The organism is Variovorax sp. 01T439_2, from assembly GCF_056398445.1.
In genome coordinates, this window is record NZ_JBFTPJ010000275.1 from 1 (window position 1) to 6,296 (window position 6,296).

General features: G+C 65.0%; 6 protein-coding genes and 1 pseudogene. 2 read left to right on the plus strand and 5 right to left on the minus strand.

The features are described from left to right. Positions 1–143: 143 nt before the first annotated feature. Positions 144–816, plus strand: a pseudogene (locus AC1DOC_RS14735) (IS5 family transposase); the annotation flags it as partial. Between the two features lie 116 nt (positions 817–932). Here AC1DOC_RS14735 and AC1DOC_RS14740 read toward each other — a convergent pair. From AC1DOC_RS14740 to AC1DOC_RS14755, 4 genes are all read right to left on the minus strand, one after another. Continuing rightward, a complete protein-coding gene (locus AC1DOC_RS14740; RefSeq protein ID WP_015865941.1) occupies positions 933–1,214 on the minus strand; it encodes a c-type cytochrome in 282 nt (93 codons plus the stop codon). A gap of 103 nt (positions 1,215–1,317) precedes the next feature. Continuing rightward, the gene (locus AC1DOC_RS14745; protein WP_478129993.1) at positions 1,318–3,480 is read right to left on the minus strand and encodes a xanthine dehydrogenase family protein molybdopterin-binding subunit; all 2,163 of its coding nucleotides are present in this window, start codon (positions 3,478–3,480) and stop codon (positions 1,318–1,320) included. Continuing rightward, entirely contained in the window at positions 3,477–3,941 is a 465-nt protein-coding gene (locus AC1DOC_RS14750; RefSeq protein WP_015865939.1) for a (2Fe-2S)-binding protein, read from the minus strand. Before AC1DOC_RS14750 ends, AC1DOC_RS14745 begins: the two co-directional genes overlap by 4 nt. Position 3,942: 1 nt before the next feature. Beyond that, positions 3,943–4,323 carry a RidA family protein gene (locus AC1DOC_RS14755; protein WP_478129994.1) on the minus strand — a complete coding sequence of 127 codons (381 nt, stop codon included), beginning with the start codon at positions 4,321–4,323 and terminating at the stop codon, positions 3,943–3,945. 104 nt (positions 4,324–4,427) lie between these two features. On the opposite strand from AC1DOC_RS14755, the gene AC1DOC_RS14760 reads away from it, so the two are divergent. Further along, the gene (locus AC1DOC_RS14760) at positions 4,428–5,330 is read left to right on the plus strand and encodes a LysR substrate-binding domain-containing protein (protein ID WP_015865937.1); all 903 of its coding nucleotides are present in this window, start codon (positions 4,428–4,430) and stop codon (positions 5,328–5,330) included. A gap of 353 nt (positions 5,331–5,683) precedes the next feature. Here AC1DOC_RS14760 and AC1DOC_RS14765 read toward each other — a convergent pair. Beyond that, positions 5,684–6,296 (minus strand): tripartite tricarboxylate transporter substrate-binding protein (locus tag AC1DOC_RS14765; protein WP_478129995.1); only part of this gene is annotated, 613 nt, incomplete at its 5' end.

Below are 6,296 nucleotides of genomic sequence, written 5' to 3' on the forward strand. Positions count from 1 at the left end.
AGTCTAGGGAGCGGCGCGAGCTCTGCCATGCGCTCGGCGGCAAGGCTGCTATTCGGTCACTGGCGCCGTGCATAGCTGAATCGGCGTATGGCGGTGGCAGCACGCATGCCTGACACCGCACCGCACTGCGACGACGGCGACCTATCCTGAACTTCCGTCACTTGCTGGAGGCTAGCGATCTGGCCGAGGACATCTTTAAGCAGGTCAACGCCTCCCTGGTCAAGAAGGGATTGCTTCTGAAGAGAGGCTCCATCGTGGACGCCACGATCATCGCGGCGCCCAGTTCGACCAAGAACGAGAGCGGCGAACGGGGCCCTGAGATGCACCAGACGAAGAAGGGCAACCAGTGGCACTTCGGGATGAAGGCGCACATCGGCGTGGATGCCGATTCGGGGCTGGTGCACACACGGTGATGACCACTGCGGCCAGCGAGGCGGACGTGGAACAGGTGAGCGGCCTGGTGCACGGCAAAGAAGATGCAGGGTGGGCAGACTCGGGCTATCGGGGAGCACAGAGCCGAGTAAAGCGGGACGTGCAATGGAACATTGCAGGCCGACCCAGCGACATGGCAAGGATGCCAGAGGGCCGGGTCAAGATCAGAGCGCGCAAGCAGGAGTTCCATAAGGCCCGCATCCGGGCGAAGGTGGAGCACCCGTTCCGCGTGATCAAGCGGCAGTCCGGCCTCGCGAAGGTGAGGTTCAAAGGGCTGGCCAAGAACACGGCGCATGTGATCACGCTGCTTGCGCTCTCGAACCTGGGATGATCAGAAGGAAACTGATTGCGATGATGGGGCAGGGGCGCCCGCAGACAGCGTGAATGGGCCACAGAGGCTCTCAAACGCATGGGATTCCCAGTGAGACAAGCCTGCGAGCGCGACGGGCCAAACACGCACCTTCGCCGGCAAGCCAATTTACGATTTCATCTAACGTTCCCTAGAGATCGCCCAATAGCCAGGTCGCAAGCCTCTTAGCCTCCTCGGCATTGACTTGTGCATTGGCAGGCATCGGCACGCTGCCCCAAGCGCCGGCGCTGCCCTTCATGATCTTCCCCGCCAAGGCATCGGCGGCACCGACTTGCCCCTTGTAGCGCCCTGCGATGTCTCTGAAAGACGGCCCGACAAGCTTCTTGCCGACGTCATGGCAGGCCATGCAGGCTTTGGCTGTAGCCAATCCCTGATCGGCTGTCGCAGGTACGCACAGGACAAGGGAAAGCAACGGAAACAAAAGCAGATGCTTGGTTCGTTGCGCCGCAGATCGGCGCCGGATCGCGATGGAGGGCAGAGGCATCTTCAGAATATTGAAAGGAAGGAATGTCATCTCAAGCGGAGTTGGAGCGCAGAGGCAGGCTGCGCAGCCGTTGACCGGTGGCGGCAGACACGGCGTTCGCCAAAGCTGCCAGCACAACCGACGTACCGGGTTCGCCAATGCCACCCGGCGCTTCCCGGCTCGGCACGATATGGACCTCCACCTTCGGCGCCTCCGACAACCGCAAGACCCGATAGTCATGGAAGTTGCTTTGCTCGACACGGCCGGCCTTGATGGTGATCTCGCCCCACAAGGCCGCGCTGACGCCGAAATGGATGCCCCCTTCCACCTGCGCCTCGACCGTGTCAGGATTGACGACCATGCCGCAGTCCACCGCACATACGACGCGGTCGACAACGATGTCGCCAGATGCATCGACCGTCACCTCGGCCACCTGGGCCAGGTAGCTGCCGAACGCGGCCAGCACCGCAACTCCGCGGCCACGCTTGGCGCCTTTCGCCGCCGCGGGGCGCAAGGGCGCATCCCAGCCCGCCTTCTGGACCGCCAGTTCCAGAACCGCCCGAGCACGCGAACGCTCGGGCAGCAGCGCCAGGCGGAAGGCCACGGGATCCTTGTTGGCCATCGAGGCCAGTTCGTCCACGAAGCTTTCCACCACGAAGCAGTTGTGCGTGGGCCCCACGCCGCGCCACCAACCTGTGACCATGCCGCCCCCCGGCTCCTCGCGCACATAGTCCAGCCTGGAAGCGGGCCATTCATAGGGACCCAAACCAGCCTCGACCGCGTCGTGATCCAGTCCATTGCGAAACAGGCCCGGCGCGACGCGAGCCATGATCGACGAGCCGACCACCCGGTGCGTGATGGCGGTCGGGCGACCTTGTGCATCGATCGCCGCACTGAGCTGGTCGACATAGGCCGGCCTCAGAATGTCGTGCTGAATGTCTTCTTCTCGCGACCAGATGAACTGGACCGGCCCTTGTACGTTCCGCGACAAGGCCACCGATTGCTCGACGTAGTCGGCTTCGAGCCTGCGCCCGAATCCGCCGCCTATCAGGTGGTTGTGGATGCGGACCTTGTCGGCTGCGAGTCCCGATGCGCGCGCCGCGAGGTCGCGGGCGCGTGTCGGTGCCTGCGTGCTCACCCAGACGTCGCAGCCATCCGCGCGAAGGTCCACGGTGCAGTTGATCGGTTCCATCGCCGCATGGGCGAGAAACGGCGAATGGTAGATGGCCGTGAGCCGCTTGGCCGCGCCGCGCAGCGCCGCGTCGGCATCACCCTGCGCACGCGCCACAGCGCCATCTTGCCGTGCGAGACCATCCTCCAGCTTCTTGCGGATCCCGGCCGTCGACATGCTCGCCGCCGGCCCGTCGTCCCAGACGACTTTCAACGCTGCAAGTCCCTGCTTTGCAGCCCATGAATGGTCTCCGATCACCGCCACGGCGTTGTCGATGCGCACCACCTGGCGTACCCCGGGCAAGGCCAATGCCGCGCGATCGTCCACGCTCACCAGCTTGCCGCCTGAAGCAGGGCTTGCCGCAACAGCGGCATAGCGCATCTTCGGCAGCCTCGCGTCGATGCCGTAACGCGCGCGACCATCGATCTTTTCCGCGGCATCGAGCCGCTTGACCGGACGCCCGATGAGCTTGAAGGCTTCCGGTGCCTTGAGGGTGACTTGCTGCGGCAACGGCAAGCCGGCCGCCCGCTGGCTCAGTTGCCCGTAGGCGAGTTGCCGGCCGCTGGGCGCGTGGATCACGACACCGTCGTGCGCGCTGCACTCGGCCGCCGCAACACGCCATTCCTGCGCGGCCGCCTCGACGAGCATGACACGCGCCATGGCGCCTGCCGTCCGGAGCGGCTCMCAAGCACCCTGAACGGAGTTCGAGCCCCCGGTGATCTGCGCGCCGCCGGCTCGGGGGTTGCCATAACGGGACGCATCGGGCGGCGCATGGGCGAGCTTGACGCGGGCGAGCGGGATCTCGAGTTCTTCGGCGATCAGCATCGACAGGGCCGTGTAGGTTCCCTGGCCCATCTCCACACGGGGCATGGTCAGCGTGATGGTGTCGTCGGCATCGATCCGGATGAACGCATTCGGCTCGAACGCAGCGCGCTTCTCGGTGGCGGCCCGTGCGCCCGCACCGTTGAATGCGACGCCAAGTGCGAGCGATCCGCCGGCAACCAGGAAGACCCGCCGGGACACATCGTGCGAGGAAGCGTTCATGCCTTGCCCCCGGCATCGGCCGCGCGATGGATGGCCACGCGGATGCGCGAGTAGGTGCCGCAGCGGCAGATGTTGCCGGACATCGCCGAGTCGATCTCGCCGTCGTTGGGCTTGGGCGTTTGCTTCAGCAGCGCGCAGGCCGACATGATCTGGCCCGACTGGCAGTAGCCGCACTGCACCACCTCTTCGTCGAGCCAGGCCTTCTGCACGCTGCGGCCCAGCGCCGTCTGCCCTATCCCCTCGATGGTGGTGACGCGCTTGCCGCTGATCGCCGACAACGGTGTCTGGCAGGCGCGGACGGCCACGCCGTCCAGATGCACCGTGCATGCGCCGCACAGCGCCATGCCGCAGCCGAACTTGGTCCCGGTCAGGCCGATTACGTCGCGCAGTGCCCAAAGGAGCGGCATGTCGCCGGGCAGGTCGAGTTCGGTCCGCTGGCCGTTGAGTTCGAAGTTCATCATCTCAGGCCACCGCAATCRCATCGACTTCGATCAGCCAACTCGAATCGACCAGCCCGGCCTGCACCACCGACATCGCCACCTTGTGGTCGCCAAGGTAGCGTTGACGGATCTCGGCACCCAGACGCCAGTCCTCCCGGTTCGCCAGCCAGATGGTGAGCTTGGCGAGGTTCGTACGCTCCATTCCGGCCGCCTTCAGCGTGGCGTCGATGTTGGACCAGACGCGGGTGGCTTGAGCCTCGAAGTCGCCCGCCAAGCGGCCGTCGGGCTCAAGTCCCATCGTGCCGCTGATGAAAAGCAGCCGCTCCACCGAGGAGGCCTCGATGGCCTGGGCGTAGGGGCCGATGGGCGTGAAGATGTCCGGTGGCACATGCACTTTCAACATGGGAGCTCCTGCAGCTTTGTCAGAGAATGGGCAATTAGGCATGGGAAAGGCGGCTCGGATAATGCGCTTTGGTCATCTCATGCCATCCATTTTTTGCATGACACATGAGTGAAATCTCGATCACAGCATTGCGCGTGTTCCGCGCCGTGGCGCGCTGCGGCAGCTTCACCGCCGCGGCTCGCGATCTCGGCTGCGCCCAATCGGCGATCAGCCGGTACATGGCCTCCCTGGAAGAAGGCTTGCAGCAGACGCTGGTGCTGCGCGGCCATCGCAGCGTGCAACTCACCGCCGCGGGCGAGCTGTATCTCGAGACAGTCAATCGCGCGCTCGATGAGCTGGATCACGGCGCGATGCGAATCGCGAGCGGCGGCGAACGACCGACGGTCAAGGTGCTGGCCATGCCGTCGTTCGCTTCGCGCTGGCTCATCCCGCGGCTGGCGCGGCTGCACCTCGCACGCATCGACGTCGAGATCGAGCTCGCCACGTCGATCTGGGACGCCGACTTCCGCAAGGAACGGTTCGATCTCGCGATCCACTACGGCGACGGTTCCTGGCCCGGCGCACAGCTGCTGATGCATGACAGCCTGGTTCCGGTAGCTTCACCCCGGCTGCTGAAAGGCCAAGCGCTCGCGCGCATCGGTGACTTGGACCGGTTCCCGTGGCTGCATGACTCCCTGCGAAGCAGCAAGTGGTCTCGATGGCTCGCAGCCTCCGACGCGGCAGGCTTGTCGAGCGCCCGAAGCATGAAGTTGCAGGACACCGAGGCAACGCTCACTGCGGCCGTTGCGGGTCTCGGCATCGCCATCGGTCATGTCGTGCTGGTCGACAACGATGTGCGGGAGGGCCGCCTGGTGGAAGCCTGGCCACGGCATGCGCCGCTTGCCGCCGGATATCACCTGATTTTTGCTAAGCGAGCTGCGCGAAACCAGCCCGCGCGCGCGCTGGCGGAGTGGTTGATGAAGGAGGCCGTCGAGTTTCGCAAGACACTGGAGGCGCCCCCCGTCTGAGCGTTGGTCCGATGCGAGCTAATGGCCTCCGTTGAGGTTGAGCCTGGCCCTTTGCTGCCCGACTTTCTAAGCGAGGGTCGCATACCAAGTTAGTAGGCCCTTCTTTTCGCGATATCCCAACGCTACAAGAATGTGCCGATTTCGCCGTGCTGCAGGCAGGCCATATCCAAGGCTGGTACGTTAGTACGGAGACTGGGGCGCGACACCGGTGCCCGGTCAGCCGCAGGCCAATACTGGCGATGCGAAAAAGTTGGCAAGATGGATTCTTGGCGGCGCATCGCGGAAGGAGCATCGGGCTGAACCGATACGCCCTGTTTACTGTCGCAGCGCCAGCACGCCATACGCGAAGCGCTTCAATCCCAGCGGATGCCGAGTTTTTTGACCAGCGTACCCCAGCGTGCGCGCTCCTTGTCCAGGAACGCGAGCGTCTGCGCTGGCGTTCCGACTACCGCTTCGGCTCCTTCCTGGGTCAGCCGGCTTTGCACTTCAGGCAATGCCATGGCTCGCTGCACTGCATCGCGCAGGCGGGCCACCACCTCCGCGGGCGTGCCTGCGGGCGCCACCAGCGTGTGCCAGTTCGACACCTGCACGCCGGGCAAGCCAACCTCAGCCGTGGTGGGCACTGCCGGCAGCACGGCAATGCGCCGCGGTCCGGCCACGGCCAACGGCAGAAGCCGCCCCGCCTCAATGTGCGCGCGCACCAGGGTGACGTCGGCCAACATCATCTGCACCTGCCCCGCCAACAGATCGTTCAGCGCCGGGCCGGTGCCTCGGTAGGGCACGTGCACGATGTCGATGCCTGTTTCATGCTTGAACAGCTCGCCGCCCAGGTGAGGAATGGTCGCGTTACCTGCGGAACCGAAATTCAGCGTACCGGGCTTGGCCTTGGCCAGCGCGACGAGCTGCTGCAGGCTGGTCACGCCGAGCTTCGGGTTGACGACGATGATCTCTGGCACTGCTACCACC